Consider the following 18870-nt stretch of genomic DNA (forward strand, 5'->3'; position numbering starts at 1 on the left):
ACGTAGGTCGTGTGCAAGGAAGCTCGCGGTCTCGACCCCCGTCTTGACTCCTTGGGAGGGACCCCGGCATGCCCGCACGCACCGACACCATCGAAGATCATCCCTACGGACCGCCGGGCGGCGTCGCCGCCGTCGAGCACCCGGATCACGTCGACCCGGAGCCGTCGGAGGCCGAGGCCGCGACCAAGCTCGCGCCCGGTCACTTCCGGGTGATCGCCCTGCTGATGGCCTCGGCCTTCACCGTGATCCTCAACGAGACCACGATGACGATCGCCCTGCCGTCGATCATGACGGACCTCCGGGTCAGCGAGACCGTCGGCCAGTGGCTCACCACGGCGTTCATGCTGACCATGGCCGTGGTCATCCCGGCCACCGGCTATCTGATCAACCGGCTTGGTACGCGGAACGCCTACATCCTGGCGATGGCGGTGTTCTCCGCCGGCACGCTGCTCGGGGCGATCGCGCCGAACTTCGGGGTGCTGGTCGGGGCGCGTGTGGTGCAGGCGATGGGTACGGGCATCATGATGCCGCTGCTCATGACCACGATCATGACGATCGTGCCGCCGCAGATCCGCGGCCGGGTCATGGGCAACATCACCCTGGTCATCGCGCTGGCGCCCGCGAGCGGGCCGGCGATCTCCGGGTTCGTCACCGACCTGTTCGGGTGGCGCGCGGTGTTCGCCGTCGTCGTCCCCGTGGCCCTGCTCGCGCTGACCGCGGGCATCGTGTGGATCCGCGACGTCGCCGCGAAGGACGAGCACCCGATCGACCCGCTGTCGATGGTGCTCTCGCTGGTCGCGTTCGGCGGGATCGTCTGGGGGCTGTCCGGCCTGGGCGAGTCCGCCAAGGGGACGGCGATCGTGAGCCCGTACGTTCCGCTCGTCGTCGGCGTGCTCGTGCTCGGGCTGTTCGTCTGGCGGCAGCTCGCCCGGCAGCGCACCGACTCGGCCCTGCTCGACCTGCGGACCTTCCTGTCGAGCAACTTCCGGCTGGCGGTCGCCGTCATGGCGATCTCGATGATCGCGATGTTCGGCGCGATGATCCTGCTCCCGCTGGTCCTGCAGAACGCGATGGGCTACACGCCGACGGAGGCCGGCCTGGTCGGGGTTCCCGGTGGCGTGGCGATGGGCCTGCTCGGGCCGCTCGTCGGCCGGCTCTACGACCGGTACGGTCCGCGGCCCCTGATGATGCCGGGGCTCGCCGCGGTCACCCTGTCGGTCGCGCTCCTCGCGACGATCAACGTGGCCACCCCGCTGTGGCTGATCGTGGTCTCGCAGTTCGTGCTGATGGTCGGGCTGAGCTTCACGTTCACGCCGCTGTTCAGCGCGGCGATGGCGGAGCTCGCGCCGCACCTCTACTCGCACGGATCGGCCACGATCAACACGGTGCAGCAGGTGGCCGGCGCGGCGGGCACGGCGCTGTTCGTCGCGCTCATGACGATCCGCTCGACGGCGCTGTCCGACGACGGCGCCGGGGAGGCCGAGTCGCTGACGGGCGGGGCGCGGCTCGCCTTCCTGGTGGGTGCCGTGGTGGTCGCGACGGCGATCTTCCTGGCGAGCCGCATCAAGCGGGTCGAGGGCTCGACGGCTCACTGAACTCGTGCCCGCGAGGGTCCCCGGGACCCTCGCGGGCACGGATCGCGGTGCATATACTCCTGTGCATGGCCGAGGTACGGGTCTTTGCCGGCACCGCGGGGCAGCGCTTCGCGCAGAAGATGTGTGCTGACCTTGACGTGCCTCTGAGTCCCGTCAAGATCAGCCGGTTCGCGAACGACTGCCTGCAGGCGCAGTTGCTGGACAACTGCCGGGAGCGGGACGTCTACCTGGTTCAGCCCATCATCACTCCCACGCAGGAGAACCTGATGGAGCTGCTGATGATGATCGATGCGGCCAAAGGGGCCTCGGCGCAGCGGATCACCGCGGTCATGCCGCACTTCGCCTACGCACGGTCGGACAAGAAGGACGCGCCGCGGATCTCGATCGGCGGGCGTCTGGTCGCGGATCTGCTGGAGACGGCCGGGGCCAACCGGATCCTGACGATGACGCTGCACGCGCCGCAGGTCCATGCGTTCTTCCGGGTGCCGACCGATCAGCTCAACGCGCTCCGCGAGCTGGCCTCGCACTTCACGTTGAACGACCTGTCGAAGACCACGGTGGTCTCCCCCGACCTGGGCAACGCGAAGCCTGCCAGTGCGTTCGCCAAGATGCTCGGGGTGCCGGTGGCGGCCGCCGCCAAGGAACGGTTCAACGACCACGTCGAGATCACGTCGCTGATCGGCGATGTCGCCGGGCGGGACATCATCGTGCTGGACGACGAGATCGCGAGCGGCGGGACGATCATCGCGATCCTGGACCTGCTGCGGGAGCACGGTGCACGGGCGGTCCGGGTGGTGTGCACGCACGGGATCTTCGCGGGTGACGGGCTCTACCGGATCGCCGCCGATCCCGACGTGGTGGAGATCGTCACCACGGACACGATCCCGTCGACCGAGATGATGGCGCACGACAAGCTGACGGTGATCAGCGTCGCGCCCGCGTTCGCGGAGGCGGTACGGCGCATTCACTCCGGGGAGTCGGTCAGCGCGTTGTTCGACCCGACGCACGTCTGACTCCCGGGCGCCCGCCCGCACTGGGTTCCCCGCCCCGACCTCAGGCGTCGCGGGCGGCCCACCACTTCCGGAGCTCGTCCGTCGCGCGATCCTCGCCGAGTGGGCCGTGTTCCATGCGGAGGGCCAGCAGGTGCTGGTAGGCCTGGCCGATCTCCCGGCCCGGGCCGATGCCCAGGATCCGCATGATCTGGTTGCCGTCGAGGTCAGGGCGGATCGCGTCGATCTCCTCCTGCTGCCGGAGGGCCGCGATCCGTTCTTCCAGGTGGGTGTAGGCGTCGGAGAGCCGCTGGGCCTTGCGGCGGTTGCGGGTGGTGCAGTCGGCGCGGGTCAGCCGGTGGAGGCGTTCGAGCAGCGGGCCGGCGTCCGTCACGTAGCGGCGTACCGCGGAGTCGGTCCAGGCGCCCTCGCCGTAGCCGTGGAAGCGCAGGTGGAGTTCGACGAGGCGGGCGACGTCCTTGATCACGTGCTTCTCGTACTTGAGGGCGCGCAGTCGCTTCGTCGTCAGCTTGGCGCCGACCATCTCGTGGTGGTGGAACGAGACTCCCCCGCCCGCCTCGAACTTGCGGGTGGCCGGCTTGCCGATGTCGTGCAGCAGGGAGGCGAGCCGCAGCACGAGGTCGGGACCCGGGACCGCCCCGTCCGGCCCGGTCTCCTGGGCGATCGCCTGGTCCAGGACGATGAGGGAGTGCTCGTAGACGTCCTTGTGCCGGTGGTGCTCGTCGATCTCGAGCTGCAGGGCGGGCAGCTCGGGGATCACGTGGTCGGCGAGACCGGTGTCGACCAGGACCTCCAGGCCCGCACGCGGGTTCGGCGCGAGGACGAGCTTGCTGAACTCCGCCTGGACGCGCTCCGCGGACACGATCTCGATGCGCGAGGCGAGCGCCACCACCGCCGCGAGCGTTCCTGGTTCCACGTGAAACGAAAGCTGGGCGGCGAAGCGCGCGGCCCGCATCATGCGCAGCGGGTCGTCGTCGAACGAGCGCTCCGGCGCGATCGGGGTGCGCAGCACCTTGCGCGCGAGGTCGGCCAGTCCGTCGAACGGGTCCACGAACACGAGCTCCGGCAGCCGCACCGCCATCGCGTTCACCGTGAAGTCGCGCCGCGACAGGTCGCCGTCGAGCGACTTCCCGAACTCCACGAGGGGCTTGCGCGACTCCGGGTCGTACTTGTCCGTGCGGTAGGTCGTCACCTCGACGACGACGTCGCCACGGCGCGCACCGATCGTGCCGAACTCCTTGCCGATGTCCCAGTGCGCGTCGCCCCAGGCGGCCAGGATCCGCTCCGTCTCGTCGGGCGTGGCCGACGTCGCGAAGTCGAGGTCGTTGCTCGGGCGCCCGAGGAACGCGTCCCGCACCGGACCGCCCACCAGCGCGAGCTCGTGGCCGGCGGCGCGGAACGCCTCGCCGAGCTCGGTCGCGGCCGGGGCCATCTCGGTGAGCACGCCGAGCGCACGGCGCAGCAGTTCCAGCTCGGGCTTGGCAGCAGAAGGGGTCGACACGGGAACCGATTCTCCCAGACGCGCCGCCGGACCTGCCTGTCGTCGACGGTCATCGGGCGGCGGCGGGGACATCGGGTGAAAAATTTTCGACCGCCGGTGCGTGTGATCGGTGCCCCGTCCGGCAGTCGGTAATGTTGGGGCATGTCCACCCCCGCGCCGGCAGGCGACCACTCGGTCGGTCGCCCCGACGTGCCCACGCCGCCCGGCGGCGCGCCTCTGAGGGTGGATCCCGCACGTATCACCGCAGCTCCGCCGGCCGCCGCCCACCTGCCGGTGGTCGACGAGACCTCCGCCGGCGGGCTCGTGCTGCGCCCCACCCCGGAGGCCGCACCCGGCGCCATGGGGTTCGACGTCGCCGTCCTGCTGCGCCGCAACCGCAACGGCAGGCTCGAGTGGTGCCTCCCGAAGGGACACCTCGAGGGCCAGGAGACCCCGGAGGAGGCCGCGATCCGCGAGATCCGCGAGGAGACCGGGATCCGCGGCACCATCCAGGTGGACCTCGGCGTCATCGACTACTGGTTCACCGGTGAGGACCGCCGCGTGCACAAAGTGGTGCACCACTACCTGCTGCGTGCCGAGAGCGGCTCCCTCACGGTCGAGCACGATCCCGACGGCGAGGCGGAGGACGCCGTCTGGGTCGGCATCGACGACCTGCCCGACAAGCTTTCCTACCCCAATGAGCAGCGGCTGGCCGCAGCCGCCGCCGAGCGCCTCGACGCCTCACCCGAGCTGCTCACGGCCCTGCGATCCGGACCGCCCCACCGGGAGACACCAGACCACCCATGAAGCAGCAGCACGGTGCCCCGCGGCGTTCCGCCCGGCCAGGCGCGGTCGTCCTCACCACCCTCGCGCTCCTCGGCAGTCTGTTGCCCGGGAACCCGGCCTCTGCCTCGCCTCCCGCGGCGGCCGCCGAGCGCCCCGCCGGCACCGTCGCCGGAGCCGCGCCCTCCGCCGGCGCCGTCGTCGGGCACAACACGACCGGCGCCGTCGGGCGGGGCGGGGCCGGCACGGTCGCTGATCGGGCGGGCAGCCCCGTCGCCGTCGCCCTGGCCGGCATCTCCCCCACCGTCGCCCGCCCGGGCGACGACGTGAAGGTGAAGGCCACGATCACCAACACAACGGGAAAGCCGCTGGAGGGGCTGAAGGCCAAGCTCGCGATCAACGCCGTCGCGCTGACGCAGCGTGCCTCGCTCGCCGCCTGGGAGTCCCTGCCGCTCACCGAGCGCGTCGCGTCGGCCGGCCCGGGCGCGAAGGACCTCGGCCGGCTCGCCGCCGGGCAGTCTCGCACCGTCGATCTCACCTTCCCGACGGCCACCTACACGCTGCAGGGCTGGGGCCCGCGCGAGCTGTCGCTCGAGGTCACGGGATCGCAGGGCCGCGTCGGCGTGCTCCGCACGTTCCTGATGTACGACGACGGCGTCGCGTCGGCCGGCCGCAAGTCGATGCGCCTGACGATCGCGGCCCCGGTGACGGCCGGGATCGTGGACCCCGCGGACATCGAGGGCGCGCAGCTGCAGCTCGCGCAGGAGGCCGCGGACGAGGGCCGGCTCGACCAGCTGCTCGAGGTCGCCCGGTCAGGCAAGGTCTCGCTCGCCGTGGACCCGAACGTCGTGGGGCTCGCCCGCGCCGCGGACAGCGAGGACCTCCGGGCATGGGGCGAGTCGTTCCTGACGGCGACCCACCGCACCAGCACCTATGCCCTGCCGGCGTGGGACCCGGACCTGGGCGCGCTGGCCCACGCCGACGTGTCGCAGGGCCGGATCAACGGGATCCTCAACACGCCCGCCGTCGGCAAGTGGACCGTTCCCCCGTCCTGGAACGAGGGCCTGGCCTGGCCCGCGAACGGTGCCACCGATCGCGTGACGGTCGCCGCCGCCACCTACGCGGACCGGCCCTTCGTGATCCTCTCGCAGGGGACCCTCGCCCCCACTTCCCCGGATGTCGCCACGAGTCGCGCCGACCTGGAGCTCGAGCGCGGTCTCGCGCGCACGGCCGTCGCGGACGCGGTGCTGAGCGCGGCGTTCGTACAGGGCACCGACGTCACGCGGGCGACGAGCGTCGGCGTCGCCGTAGCCGAGAGCGCTCCGGGGCAGACCGACGGGGCGGAACCGATCGGCGCCGTGGTGCCGTCGGCGACCGGCGCGGCGGCCGCCCAGCGGCTGCTGGCCGAGACGGCGGCGGTGGTCGCCCAGGCGACGTCGTCGGACACGCACGCGCTGATCGCGACGGACCGCGCCTGGTATCCCGACGCCGACGCCGTCGGCACGATCCTCGGCACCCTGGGGAACGCCCCGTGGGTCGAGATCGCGCCGTTGAAGCGGCTGCTCGGCTCGGGCCCGCACACCGTCGGGCGCAAGCCCTTGCCGCAGGAGCAACCCACGGAGCGCGAGCTCGACGACAGCCAGGTGGACCGCATCGACGAGAGCCGCACGCGGATCATCGACTTCTCCTCGATCGCCGCCGATCCCGAGGAGCTGCGACGCAACTCGCTGATGCGGCTCGTCGCCCCGCTGTCGGTCGGGTACCGCCGCGACCCGGACCAGCGGCAGGCCGCGGTCGACGCGGGCGTGCAGTACGCGCAGGAGGTGCGTGAGGCCGTGGAGGTCATTCCCCGCGAGGGCGTGAACCTCATCTCCGACCGCGGTGACCTGCCGATCCGCGTCCGCAACAACCTCGACACCGACATCACGGTCACGGTGGTGCTGAAGCCCGACAACCCGCGCCTGACGGTCACGCGCCAGGTCACCGGGACGATCCCCTCGTTCAAGGAGATGAACCTCTCGATCCCCGTCGAGGCGATCGGCTCCGGCGACGTCACCGTGACGTCCCAGCTCTTCGCGCCGTCCGGGGTGCAGCTCGGTTCCGAGTCCTCGTTCGAGGTGCGGGTCCGGGCGGGTTGGGAAGAAGTCGGTACATGGATCGTGGCGGGACTGGTCGGGCTGCTGTTCGCGGTCGGGATCTGGCGTACCGTACGGCGCGGGCGCTCCCCGAACCGGGCAACGGTCGAGGACGTCGCGGCCGCGACCGGTGAGTTCGCCGTGACGGAGCCCCCGGCGGATGTCGCCGCTGCCTCCGGGACGACGACGGACGCGCCGCACCGGACCCATTGAGCGGGGGAAACCCCGGACCGAACGGGAGAGAACCCCTCATGACCTCACAGGCCACGGGTAACCGCGGGCTCGGGCGCAACTCGCTGGTGATGGCCGCCGGGACGGCGGTGTCACGGCTGGGCGGGCTGGTGCGGAACCTGCTGCTCGTCGGGATCATCGGCACGATCGGCTCGGTGGCCAACGCCTTCGACGTCGCGAACAAGCTGCCGAACGTCATGTTCGCGATCCTGGCCGGTGGCATGCTCAACGCCGTCCTGGTGCCGGCGATCGTGAAGGCCTTCCGGGCGGAGAACAGCCAGGAACGGCTCGACAAGCTGCTGACCACCTCCGGCGTGGCGATCCTGGTGCTCACCACGATCCTGACCGCGTCGTCGTCGGTCATCGTGCTGCTGTACACCGGCACGAGCTGGACGGAGGAGCAGCGGGCGCTCGCCACGATCTTCGCGTTCTGGTGCATCCCCCAGCTGTTCTTCTACGGGCTGTACACGCTGCTCGGGCAGGTGCTCAACGCCCGCGAGCAGTTCGGGCCGTTCATGTGGGCGCCGGTCGCGAACAACGTCGTCTCGATCCTCGGCTTCGGCGCCTTCTGGCTGATCTACGGCGGCGCGCCGGAACTCGGCATCAGGGACCCCGGCGACTGGGACACGCCCCGGACGCTCCTGCTCGCCGGCACCGCGACCCTCGGGATCGCCGCGCAGGCCCTCGTGCTCCTGGTGCCGCTGATGCGCTCTGGTTTCACGTGGAACTTTCGTCTGGGGGTGCGCGGGATCGGTCTGCGGGCCGCGGGTTCCGTCGCCGGGTGGACCCTGGCCGCCGTCGTCCTCGAGCAGCTCGGCGTCATGTACCTGACCCGCGTCGCGTCCGACGCCGCCGAGTCGGGCAACGCGGCGTACTCCAACGCCCTGCTCATCTACCTGCTGCCGCATTCGCTGGTCACGGTCTCGATCGCGACCGCGCTGTTCACGGGGCTGAGCAAGGCGGCCCAGGACGGCGCCACGGACACGGTGCGCACCGACCTCTCCCTGGGCATCCGGACCGTCGGCGTCTTCACGGTCTTCGCGACCGCCGCCTTCACCGTGCTCGCCGCGCCGCTGACCGCCCTGATCGTGCCGACGGCCGGCGAGGCCGGTACGGCGGCGATCGCCCCGGTGCTGGTCGCGCTGTCGCTCGGTCTGGTCCCGCTCGGAGCGATGGTGCTGATGAAGTGGGTCTACTACGCGTACGAGGACGGCCGGAGCGTCTTCTGGATCACCGTTCCCTCGACGCTCTCCCTCGTCCTGGGCCTGCTCGCGGCGCAGCTGTGGCTGCCCCGCGAGTACTGGGTGGTCGCCGCGGGTGCGTCGTACGCGCTGGCCAACTGGGTGACGGTCGTGCTGCGCACCCGTGGTCTGCGCGCCATGCTCGGCGGCCGGATGGACGGTGGCCGGATCCTCGGCCTGCACGCGCGCGCCCTGGTCGCCGCGGTCGTGTCCGGGGGCCTCGGCTGGGGTCTCTACCAGCTGCTCGGCGGGTTCGGCGTGCTCGACTTCGCGCACGGCATGTGGGCCACGCTGCTCAGCGGGCTCTGGGTGAGCGCGCTGTGCGGCGTCGTGATGCTGATCGTGTACGTCGGCCTGCTCCGGCTGCTGCGGGTGCGCGAGCTCGACACCCTCCTCGTGCCGCTCCGCCGGCGCCTGCGCAGGTAGCCGCCGTCCGCCGGTAGCACGGCAGGCGATCCGCACGACGCCGCCTGGTGGCCGCGTGCACAGGCTGTGGACAAACGCCGCAGCATCACACGGGTTGCCGGTGTCTCCACGTAGCATGGGCGGGCAGTCGCAGGCGCCGTCGGTGACCGCCCGTCCATCGGTAAGGAGGCTTCCGTGAGCATGCCAGGACCCGGCGACGTCGTCGTCGACCGTTACCGGCTGGACTCGCACCTCCGGACCGACCTCGCCGACGCCGCCGCCTTCGAGGCCTATGACCAGGTGCTCGACCGCGCGGTCCGGCTGACCCTGGTCGCCGGGGCGCGTGCCGCGGAGGTCGCCGACGCCGCGCGGCGCGCGGCGCTCGTGACCGGCAGGCGGATCAGCCGCGTGCTCGACGTCGGCGCGGCCGAGGCCGGGACGTACGTCGTGACGGAGCCGTACCCGGGCGAGACCCTCACCGCGATCGTCTCGCAGGGACTCGTCGACGAGCAGCAGGCCCGCGCGATCGCGGGCGAGGTCGCGACGGCCCTCGCCGCGGCCGACGAGCGCGGGGTGCACCACGGCGTCGTACGGCCGGACGCCGTGCGCGTCGAGCGGGATCGCGTGGTGCTGACCGGGCTGGGGCTCGACGCGGGCGTGGTGGGTGACGACGTCGTCGGCCCGGATCCGGCCGCCGCGGATGCCCGCAGCGTGCTCGCGCTGCTCTACTACGCGATGACGGCGCGCTGGCCCGGCGTCGAGCTCGACGCCGGGTGGATCACCAAGGACACGATCATCCCGCTCCCCGCCCGCCGGGACGACGCCGGAGCGGTGACCCCGCTGTCCACGCTCGTGCCGCACATCGATCCCGCGATCGACACGCTGGTCACGGAGACCTTCGACCCGGAGGCGGCCGAGCGCGCACCCCGGACCCCGGGTGACGTCGTCGCCGCGCTGAGGCGCTGGGGCGAGGTCTCCGTCCTGGCCTCGCTGCCCGCGTTCGTCCAGCAGGACCCCGAATCGACCGGACCGCAGGCGGGGCCACCCGCGCCGCCGGTCCGCAGGCCGGTCGTGACCGGCCGCATCGCCAGAGCCGAGGAGGCACCTGTCATGTCATCCGTCCCGCCCGAGGGCGTTCCCCTGGGGCAGCCGGCCCACCCGCCGGTGCCGCCGCCCCCACCGGGTTTCCAGCCCCGGTCGCAGCAGCAGACAGCCCAGCAGACGGCGTACCAGCAGCCGCCGCAGTACGCGCCCCAGGGCTATCAGCAGCAGTACCCGCCGCAGTCGTACGACCCCCAGTACCAGGCGCAGCCCCAGTACGCGGCGCAGCAGGGTTACCCGCAGCAACCGCAGTACTACGACCAGAACGCGGGTTTCGCGACCCAGCCGGCGCCGCGCCGCGGCGGGGTCAACCCGACGCCGATCGTGCTCGGCGTCGTCGCCGTGGCCGTGATCGCGGGGCTGGTCTGGGCGATCAGCGCCGTGCTCTCGCCCAACGAACGGCCGGTGGACGTCGTCGGCGCCGACACGTCCGCGAGCAGCGCGGGCGAGGAGTCCAGCGGCGACGGGGACTCCTCCGCGCCGAAGCAGTCGGCGACCCCGGCCACCGAGGCCCGGCCCGTGATCACCACCTCGGAGCTCGTCTCTCCCGAGGGTCCCGCGCCGACGAGCGAGGAGGACCACCCGGAGGCCGCGGCCCTGGTGTTCGACGCCGATCCGACGACGTTCTGGTACACCAGCACGTACACCGACCCGAGCTTCGGCGGCACGAAGGCCGGCAGCGGCGTGGCGCTCACGCTGCAGGCGGAGGCCGCGGTGTCCACGATCGATCTGGCCACGAACAGCGAGGGCGGCAACATCCAGATCCGCGCGACGACGCCTGACGATCCCGCAGGGGGAACCGTCCTGGCCGAGGGCCCGGTGAAGCAGGGGACGACGACGTTCACCCTGGAGGAGCCCGTCGTGGGGAAGTCGTTCGTCGTGTGGATCACCGCGCTGCCGGAGTCGGCGCCGCTGGAGGGCCAGCCCGAGCTGAAGTACCGGCTCGAGCTGAACGAGGTCACGCTGAGCTGATGCTCGACGCGGCCGTCCCGGTCACATCTCGCCTCGGAGGGCTGTCACACGAGTGGCAGCCCTCCGGCGCGTCCTGGCCGTGTCACGGGCGTGATCGGTGAGCCGCCGCCCCGGGTTCCGCCCGCAGGCTTATATTGATAAACTTCGATGCAGACCGTGTGCCGAGCCTCACTCGCCTGGGAGACCGGATCATGCGGTGGGCTGGAACACTGGGACCAGCATCCGTGTTGACCCGGGCGAGACCCTGAGGAGAAGACGTTGACCGAAGAGCAGAACATTCACGACGTGGTGATCATCGGCTCCGGCCCCGCCGGTTACACCGCCGCCGTCTACGCCGCCCGGGCGGGCTTCGCCCCGGTGGTGCTCGCTGGTTCGGTGACCGCGGGTGGTGCCCTGATGAACACCACCGAGGTCGAGAACTTCCCCGGGTTCCCCGAGACCGTCATGGGCCCGGATCTCATGGACAAGATGCGTGAGCAGGCCGAACGGTTCGGTGCCAAGGTCGTCTGGGACGACGTCGAGCAGGCCGAGCTCTCCGGCGACGTCAAGGTGCTCACCACCGGGGCCGGCGATGTCTACCGCGCGCGAGCCGTGATCCTCGCGACCGGTTCCGCGTACCGCGAGCTCGGGCTGCCCGACGAGAAGCGCCTGTCCGGCCGCGGCGTCTCCTGGTGCGCCACGTGCGACGGGTTCTTCTTCCGCGACCAGAACATCGTCGTCGTCGGTGGCGGGGACTCCGCGATGGAGGAGGCCACGTTCCTCACCCGGTTCGCCTCGAAGGTGACGGTGGTGCACCGCCGCGACCACCTGCGCGCGTCCAAGATCATGGCCGACCGCGCGATGAACGACCCGAAGATCGAGTTCGCCTGGAACAGCGAGGTCACCGGGATCGCGGGCGAGGAGAAGGTCCAGTCCCTCAGCGTCCGTGACACGGTAACGGGCGACGTGCGCGAGCTCGACGTGACCGGCCTGTTCATCGCCATCGGCCACGAGCCGCGCACCGACCTGGTCAAGGGGCAGGTCGACCTGGACGAGAACGGCTACATCCTCGTCGAGGGCAGGTCCACCCGCACCAACCTGCCCGGGGTCTTCGCCTGCGGCGACGCCGTCGACCACACCTACCGGCAGGCGATCACGGCCGCCGGCTCCGGCTGCGCCGCGGCGCTCGACGCGCAGAACTACATCGACGAGCTGAACGACGCGGCCAAGTCTGCCGCCTGATCCATCCCACCGAACCGCAGTACCGAACCCTGAGGAGCAGACCATGAGCACGATCAAGGTCACCGACGACACCTTCAAGACCGAGGTCCTCGAATCCGATGTCCCCGTGCTGGTGGACTTCTGGGCCACGTGGTGCCCCCCGTGCCGCATGGTCGCGCCGATCCTCGAGGAGCTCTCGGAGGAGTACGAGGGCAAGATCAAGATCGTCAAGCTCGACACCGACGAGAACCAGGCCACGGCGATGGCCTACAACGTGGTCTCGATCCCCACGCTCAACGTCTACCAGGGCGGACAGGTCGTGAAGTCCATCGTGGGCGCCCGTCCGAAGCGCGCGCTCACGGAGGAGATCGAGGGCGTGCTCGCGACGAGCGACGCCTCCGGTGCCGCCTGAGCCCACGCGCTGGTACCGGTGCGTGCGCCACCGGTGAAGCGAAGGCCCGGTTCCGATCCCTTGCGGATCGGAACCGGGCCTTCGTCGTCGGACGGTGTCGCCCTGCGGCTACTCCGGGGTGCCGGTGCCGTTCTTCAGGAGGCCCGGATCCTCCGGGGACATCACCGCGAGGATGCGGTTCAGGTCGCCCACGTCCGAGAACTCGATCGTCATCCTGCCCTTGTTCTTGCCGAGCGCGACCTTGACGCGGGTCTCGAACCGGTCCGAGAGACGGGTGGAGAGCTCGTCCATCGCCTCCGTGCGTCCGCCGGCGCGCGGTGTCTTCCGGGACTTGCTCGCCTTGTCCGCGCCGTCGGACATCATGACGATCTCCTCGGTGGCGCGTACCGAGAGTCCCTCCGAGACGATCCGCTGTGCGAGCCGCTCGATCTCGGCGCCGTCGGCGAGCCCGAGCAGGGCACGCGCGTGACCGGCGCTGAGGACCCCGGCCGCGACCCGGCGCTGCACGAGCGGGGGCAGCTTGAGCAGGCGGAGGGTGTTCGAGATCTGCGGGCGGCTCCGCGCGATCCGGGCGGCGAGTTGCTCGTGCGTGCAGCCGAAGTCGTCGAGCAGCTGGCGGTACGCGGCCGCCTCCTCCAGCGGGTTCAGCGCGGCGCGGTGCAGGTTCTCCAGGAGCGCGTCCCGGAGCATGTCGCCGTCCTCGGTGTCACGGATGATCGCCGGCACGGTGTCCAGGCCGGCCGCCTGAGTCGCCCGCCAGCGACGTTCGCCCATGATGAGTTCGTACTTGCCGACGTCCTGCGGGTCCGGCCGCACGACGATGGGCTGGAGAACGCCGATTTCCTTGATGGAGTCGATCAGCTCGTCGAGCTCCCCCTCGTCGAAGACCGTGCGCGGCTGCCAGGAGTTCGGGCGGATGGCGCCGGGGTCGATCTCGGCGAACCGCGCGCCCGGGACCGGGAGCAGTTCCGTTCCACGTGAAACATTCGCGTCGCCGTTCCCGAAGAACGCGCTGTCGAGGGCCGAGTCGCTGGATCCGTTCTCGCCCGCGACGTTCAGCCTGCCGCTGGCCATCGCCGCGTCCCAGTTGCCTGAGCTGTGGCGGCTCGTGCTTCCGCGTGGCTTCGTGTCGCCGGTCGTCGCGGCCGAGCCGCTGGTCGCGCCCGATGCCTCGGGGATGACCGCCAGGGCCGTCGGTGCCTCGGTGGTCGCCGGAGCCGCCGTGTTCGACGGCGTCGCGTCGGCTGTGACGGGGTCGGGGAATGCCACCGTGTCTGCCGCGACCGAGGGCTCCTCTGCCGGCAAGGTCGCGACGGCAGAGGTCCCGCCGGGCGCCTCCTCGTCCGGTTCAGGTCCCGTGGGAATCAGGGCACCGAGACCCCGGCCCAGCCCTCGCCTCTTCGCGCTCATTACTTCTCCTCGTTCATCTCGGCCGTCCCGTGGCAGTCATCAGCTCGGCAGGCAGATCGGTTGGCACCAGCGTGGTTGACACAGCGGCGGCTCCGCTCAGGGCTGCGCCTCTTGCATCTGCGCCTGCTTGCGCGGGCTGGACGCCCCCTGCCCTCGCTCGGCGAGTTCGCGTGCTGCCTCAAGGTACGCGAGCGCGCCCGTCGACGTCGCGTCGTAGGTCATCACCGTCTGACCGTAGCTCGGCGCCTCCGAGATCCGGACCGAACGCGGGATGGTCGTCCGGAACGTCTCGGACGGGAAGTGGGAACGAACCTCGCCGGCCACCTGCTGGGCCAGGTTGGTCCGTCCGTCGTACATGGTCAGCAGGATCGACGAGACCTTGAGCTCCGGATTCAGGTGCGACCTGATGAGATCGATGGTCTTGAGCAGCTGGCTCAGGCCCTCGAGCGCGTAGTACTCGCACTGGATCGGGATGAAGACCTCGCGACCGCCCACGAAGGCGTTCACCGTCAGGAGGCCAAGGCTCGGCGGGCAATCGATGAGCACGTAGTCCATCTGAGGCTCGCCTGCCGCCAGACGATCGGCCAAGAACTTGTCGATCGCCTTACGGAGGCGTGTTTCACGTGAAACGAGCGAGACGAGTTCGATCTCCGAACCGGAGAGGTCGATCGTCGCCGGCACGCCCCAGAGGTTCTCGACATCCGGGCACTTCTGGATGGTGTTCGCCACGAGCTCGTCCTCGACGAGAATCTCGTAGACGGACGGCGTCCCCGCCCTGTGCTCGATCCCAAGTGCGGTAGAGGCATTCCCCTGCGGGTCGTTGTCGATCACCAGGACGTTCAGGCCGGAGAGTGCCAGGCCCGCCGCGAGGTTCACCGTGGTGGTCGTCTTTCCGACTCCGCCCTTCTGGTTCGCGACGGTGATGATGCGCGTCTTCGCCGGCCGCGGGAAAGTGCGCCCCTGCAGTTCGATGCGGCGTCGGGCATCCATCGCCAGTTGCGCGGCAAGGGGTGTGGTTTCGTCGACGGCGGGCACCGACGCGATCAGGGCCTCTCGGCGCTCTTCATCGCCGCCGTACCCGCCATCCGTGGACTCTGGATTCGAGGGCACGCCGTTGCCGGGTGTTTCACGTGAAACACCCGGAACCTGGAGCCCTTGCACGAAGATCGGATCGGTCACGCTGCCACTGTAATCCGTGGACGTGTCCCTGTGACCGGGCTCGCGTGAAGTTTCCACAACTTCGCCTGATGTCATGAGGTGGTCGTCGCTCTCCGGAGCCACGTCCTCCGGGGGCAGTTCGGCAGATGCCGAGTGAACACCAGCGGCCTCCTCGAGCGCCGCCACCATGTTCGCGCGATTGTTGGCGGGGGCTCCGGCAGGCGGGTCTCCCGCGGCCAGGTCTCCCGCAGGCGCGTCTCCCAGAGGCGCGCCTCCCGCAACTGGGTCCCCCGCAGGTGAGTCTCCGGTAGGCGCCGCGTCGGCCGCCGGCTCCCCGGCGCTCGACGCGGCGCCGGCGGACCGCGGACCCGCCCGATCCGCGGCGGGCGGATCGCTCACCATTGCCATGCCATCCGCCTCCTCCTCCGCCCTGCCGGCCGACGTGTACTTGCTCAGCTCGGCCGAACCCGGAAGCGGCTGCCCGAGGAGCGAGCGCCCGGCCATCCCAGGCGGCTCTCCGTACAGTGAGGCATCGTCCGTTTCACGTGAAACCTGCAGACCCGAAGCCGACTCCTCGACCCCCGTCGTTCCTGGCGCCTCGGAAGGTGTGCCGTCAGCAGATGCCGGCAGCTCGACGTTCACGGGCGCTGTCCTGCCACCTGAGTTCACCGCGTCACCTGGGTTCGCCACATCGCCCGCACCGGTCGGCTGGGATTCGACATCAGCCGAGGTCGTGCGCGGCCGAGCACTCTCCTGAGCTGCGGCAACCGCAGCGGCACCAGGCCTGCCCGCCCCCCGTCGCCCGAACAGGTTCCTCAACCATCCCCAGAATGAAAGCACAGCACTCACGCTAGGTGGCGCTCGTCCCGCCTCCCCATCGAAACGCCGACGAGCACAAAGGCCGATAACGCGGGCGCCTCAGTTTCACGTGAAACACGGCACCCGCCGCTCGGCCCGTTTCACGTGAAACGAAGCCCTACTTCCCGCGCACCAGGCGAACGATCGTCGTCGGCTCGACACCCTCGACGGTCTCCCCCGGGAACACCTCCGGCTCGCCCGCCCCGTAGCGCCGGAGCACCTTGCGGGCGTCGTCGAACTCGTCCCGCACGTTCCGCCCCTTGAGCAGCACCATCTCTCCCCCGGTCCGCACGAGCGGCATCGCCACCCGGACCAGCTTCGACAACGCACCCACCGCGCGCGACGTCACCACGTCGACCTCGAAAGCGCCCTCGTACTCCTCCGCGCGCCCTCGCTTGACCTCGACGTTCCGCAGGCCCAGCTCGTCCACCACCTCGCCGAGCCAGGTCGTCCGTCGTTCCATCGGCTCGACGAGGAACACCTCGGCGTCCGGCCGCATGATCGCGACGACGACCCCGGGCAGCCCCGCACCGGACCCGATGTCGGCCACCGATCGCGCACCCGCCAGATGCGGTACCACCGCAGCGGAGTTGAGGATGTGCCGCTCCCAGAGCCTCGGGACCTCCCGCGGGCCGATCAGCCCGCGGAGCTCCCCTTGTTCCATCAGCATCTGGGCATAGGCCCGCACCGTGTCGTAGTGCTCGCCGAAGTACTCCCGCACCGCATCGCTCGTCCCCAGCGTCTGGGCATCCACCGTCTGCTCCGTGTCATCCACGCCCACAGTCTCCCTCACGAGCCTGCCCGCCGTGGCCCGGGAGCCTGGACGAGCCCGCCCGAGGGGACCTGGGCGAGCCGATCCGAGCCTCAGACCACCCGCTACGACGTCGGCGCGGTGCCGAACGGACGCCGGAACGAGAACGATGGGCCCGAGACTCTGGACAAGGAAGGGCCGGTGCGCGTTGCGCACCGCCCCTCTCCGTACTCGGCGGCCGGGATCACCCGCCGCCCCGATCGCGTCAGTCCGTGTGCCCCGGCTCCACCGGGTCCGCGACCGCCGTCTCGTCCGCCACCGCGCCCTCAGCCCCGCCGGCGCCGGCCAGTGTCCCGTTCCCCGCGGCTGCCTCCCCGGCCGCGGCCGGGTGGATCACCACGTAGCGGCTCGGCTCCTCCCCCTCCGAGTCGCTCACCAGCCCCGCGGCCGCCACGACGTCGTGCACCACCTTGCGCTCGAACGCGTTGAGCGGGTCCAGCGCCACACGCTGCCCGGTCTCCCGCACCTGCGCGACCGCCGCCTCGCCGAGCTTCGTCAGCTCCGCCCTGCGCGCCGCGCGGAAACCGGCGATGTCGAGCATCAGCCGCGACCGTTCGCCGGTCTTCACCTGCACCGCGAGACGCGTCAGCTCCTGGAGCGCGTCCAGCACCTCGCCGTCGCGCCCCACCAGGCTGTCGAGTTCGTCGCCGCCCTCTTCCGCCAGGACCTCGACGGCGGCACGCCCGAACCTGATGTCCAGGTCGATGTCGCCGTCGAGGTCGGCGATGTCGAGGAGTTCCTCAAGGTAGTCAGCGGCGATCTCGCCCTCCTCCTCGAGGCCTGCGGTACGGACGTCGACGTCGGACGCCCCGGCAGTGGACTCGCTCATCGCACTCCTCCTACTTCTTCTTGCGCTTGCCCGACGGCGAACCGGCGGGCCTGGTCTTCGCCTTGGCCTTGCTCCCCGCGGAGGCGGCGTTGCGCGACGCGGCGCTGCCCGTCGTCGTCCCCGAACCGGAACCCGGGGCCTCGGCCGGAGACTTCGCGGACTCCGCCGCCCCGTCATTCTCCGGCGACTCGTCCGACGGCGCCGCCTGGGCCGTCGCCGGCACCGGCATGCGCGGCGCGCCCTTGCGGCGGTCCTTGCGCTTCGGCTGCACGCGCTGGCCGCGCGGCTTCGGCTCGAGCACCTCGGCGGCCTCCTCCGGAATCGGCTCGCCCTTGCGGAGCGCCCGCTCCTTCGCCTTGCGGGCCTGCTTCTCCTTGAACTCGCGCTCGGCCTGGGAGCCCGGCGCCGGCATGCGCTTGATCGTGTAGAACTGCTGGCCCATGGACCAGAGGTTCGTCACCGTCCAGTAGATCAGGACACCGACGGGGAAGTTCACGCCGGAGATCGCGAACACGATCGGCAGCATGTACAGCATCATCTTCTGCGTCTGCGCCATCGGGCCCTCGAGCGCCGCCGGCGGCATGTTCTTCATGGTCAGCTGACGCTGGGTGAAGAACGTCGTGGCCGACATCGCGATGATGAGCGCGACGATCACGACCTTCGAGGTGACCGAGCTGTCCTGCATGAACACGTCGGACAGGTGCGCACCGAACAGCGACGACGACTCGATGTCGGCCGCGACCTGCTGCGAGATCGGCGTCAGCGGCTCGGCGGTGCCCTCGGCGATGCCCTTGACCCCCTGCAGCACGCTGAACAGCGCGAAGAAGATCGGCGACTGCAGCAGCAGCGGCATGCACGACGCGAACGGGTTGGTCCCGTGCTTCCGGTACAGCTCCATCGTCTCGCGGGTCATGGCCTCGCGGGACGCCGGATCGGTCTTGCCCTTGTACTTCTTCTGCACCGCCTGCAGCTCGGGCTGCATCATCTGCATCCCGCGGGACGCCTTGATCTGGCGGAAGAACAGCGGGATGAGCAGGATGCGGATCGCGATCACCAGCAGCACGATCGCGAGCACCCAGGCAATGCCTGGCCCGTCCGGCATGCCCAGGAACATGAGCAGCTCGTGCGAGCCGTACATGATCCAGGACACGCCTTGCTTCAGCCAGACCCAGGGGAGGAAGTTGTCCATCGGTCTCGGTCACTCCAGAATGGTTTGCGGAAGTCGGGGGTACGCCGGGT

General features: G+C 70.7%; 14 protein-coding genes. 8 read left to right on the forward strand and 6 right to left on the reverse strand.

Translation table 11 applies throughout. From position 1 onward, the window contains the following. Positions 1-68: 68 nt before the first annotated feature. Complete coding sequence (locus tag ABD208_RS11030; protein ID WP_344102608.1) at positions 69-1595, forward strand: MDR family MFS transporter; 1527 nt, start codon at positions 69-71, stop codon at positions 1593-1595. A 65-nt stretch (positions 1596-1660) separates the two neighbouring features. Further along, entirely contained in the window at positions 1661-2608 is a 948-nt protein-coding gene (locus ABD208_RS11035; RefSeq protein ID WP_344102610.1) for a ribose-phosphate diphosphokinase, read from the forward strand. Between the two features lie 40 nt (positions 2609-2648). Here the strand turns inward: ABD208_RS11035 and ABD208_RS11040 are convergent, their stop codons facing one another. Then, positions 2649-4106, reverse strand: a complete 1458-nt coding sequence (locus tag ABD208_RS11040; RefSeq protein ID WP_344102612.1) for a CCA tRNA nucleotidyltransferase — start codon at positions 4104-4106, stop codon at positions 2649-2651. Positions 4107-4247: 141 nt separating this feature from the next. Here ABD208_RS11040 and ABD208_RS11045 point away from each other — a divergent pair, with 141 nt between their 5' ends. From ABD208_RS11045 to trxA, 6 genes are all read left to right on the forward strand, one after another. Then, the gene (locus tag ABD208_RS11045; protein ID WP_344102614.1) at positions 4248-4892 is read left to right on the forward strand and encodes an NUDIX hydrolase; all 645 of its coding nucleotides are present in this window, start codon (positions 4248-4250) and stop codon (positions 4890-4892) included. Further along, the gene (locus ABD208_RS11050) at positions 4889-7216 is read left to right on the forward strand and encodes a DUF6049 family protein (protein WP_344102616.1); all 2328 of its coding nucleotides are present in this window, start codon (positions 4889-4891) and stop codon (positions 7214-7216) included. The genes ABD208_RS11045 and ABD208_RS11050 overlap by 4 nt, the downstream gene beginning before the upstream one ends. A 38-nt stretch (positions 7217-7254) precedes the next feature. Continuing rightward, entirely contained in the window at positions 7255-8901 is a 1647-nt protein-coding gene (murJ, locus tag ABD208_RS11055; RefSeq protein WP_344102618.1) for a murein biosynthesis integral membrane protein MurJ, read from the forward strand. A gap of 180 nt (positions 8902-9081) precedes the next feature. Further along, entirely contained in the window at positions 9082-10953 is a 1872-nt protein-coding gene (locus tag ABD208_RS11060) for a hypothetical protein (RefSeq protein WP_344103232.1), read from the forward strand. A gap of 258 nt (positions 10954-11211) precedes the next feature. Continuing rightward, entirely contained in the window at positions 11212-12174 is a 963-nt protein-coding gene (gene trxB, locus ABD208_RS11065) for a thioredoxin-disulfide reductase (RefSeq protein ID WP_344102620.1), read from the forward strand. A 43-nt stretch (positions 12175-12217) separates the two neighbouring features. Continuing rightward, entirely contained in the window at positions 12218-12565 is a 348-nt protein-coding gene (gene trxA, locus ABD208_RS11070; protein WP_344102622.1) for a thioredoxin, read from the forward strand. 108 nt (positions 12566-12673) lie between these two features. Here trxA and ABD208_RS11075 read toward each other — a convergent pair whose 3' ends face one another. The 5 genes from ABD208_RS11075 to yidC form a co-directional block, all read right to left on the reverse strand. Then, positions 12674-13975, reverse strand: coding sequence for a ParB/RepB/Spo0J family partition protein (locus ABD208_RS11075; RefSeq protein WP_344102624.1), 1302 nt, complete (start codon positions 13973-13975; stop codon positions 12674-12676). Between the two features lie 96 nt (positions 13976-14071). After that, complete coding sequence (locus ABD208_RS11080; protein ID WP_344102626.1) at positions 14072-15775, reverse strand: AAA family ATPase; 1704 nt, start codon at positions 15773-15775, stop codon at positions 14072-14074. Positions 15776-16109: 334 nt separating this feature from the next. Next, positions 16110-16766 carry a 16S rRNA (guanine(527)-N(7))-methyltransferase RsmG gene (gene rsmG / locus ABD208_RS11085; RefSeq protein WP_344102628.1) on the reverse strand — a complete coding sequence of 219 codons (657 nt, stop codon included), beginning with the start codon at positions 16764-16766 and terminating at the stop codon, positions 16110-16112. 241 nt (positions 16767-17007) lie between these two features. Continuing rightward, positions 17008-17631, reverse strand: a complete 624-nt coding sequence (locus ABD208_RS11090; RefSeq protein ID WP_344102630.1) for a Jag family protein — start codon at positions 17629-17631, stop codon at positions 17008-17010. Between the two features lie 10 nt (positions 17632-17641). Further along, positions 17642-18820, reverse strand: coding sequence for a membrane protein insertase YidC (gene yidC / locus ABD208_RS11095; RefSeq protein WP_344102633.1), 1179 nt, complete (start codon positions 18818-18820; stop codon positions 17642-17644). Positions 18821-18870: the final 50 nt, after the last annotated feature.

This window comes from Myceligenerans crystallogenes (assembly GCF_039529775.1).
GTDB lineage: Bacteria > Actinomycetota > Actinomycetes > Actinomycetales > Cellulomonadaceae > Myceligenerans > Myceligenerans crystallogenes.